Raw genomic sequence first — 275 nt, forward strand, 5'->3', positions numbered from 1 at the left:
GTTGTAAGATCTGTCAGACTATTACTCATTTGTAAAGGGGTTTGTCCAACCGTTTGGGCTACCGGCGGTTGGCCATTAATTACATGAAATAACCATGAGGTCATCGCTTCCGCATAACCTGGATAAAGTGTCTTCAGGGAGACAAAGCCGTCATCTGTGTTGTTGTAAATGGAATGATCTGCACCCTCAATAAACTGTAAAACATAGTTTCGATTACCGGCTTTGTCTAAAGCATTTTTGAAAATCTCTGCACTTTCTGCAGGTGGCACTTGTCG

General features: G+C 42.5%; 1 protein-coding gene. It reads right to left on the reverse strand.

Going from position 1 to position 275, the window contains the following annotated elements:
• Positions 1 to 275, reverse strand: a 275-nt coding sequence (locus SB754_RS20155; RefSeq protein WP_410784147.1) for a hypothetical protein, incomplete at both ends; no start/stop codon positions are given.

Source organism: Leifsonia sp. SIMBA_070, assembly GCF_046534635.1.
In the GTDB taxonomy this organism is placed as follows: Bacteria; Actinomycetota; Actinomycetes; order Actinomycetales; family Microbacteriaceae; genus Leifsonia.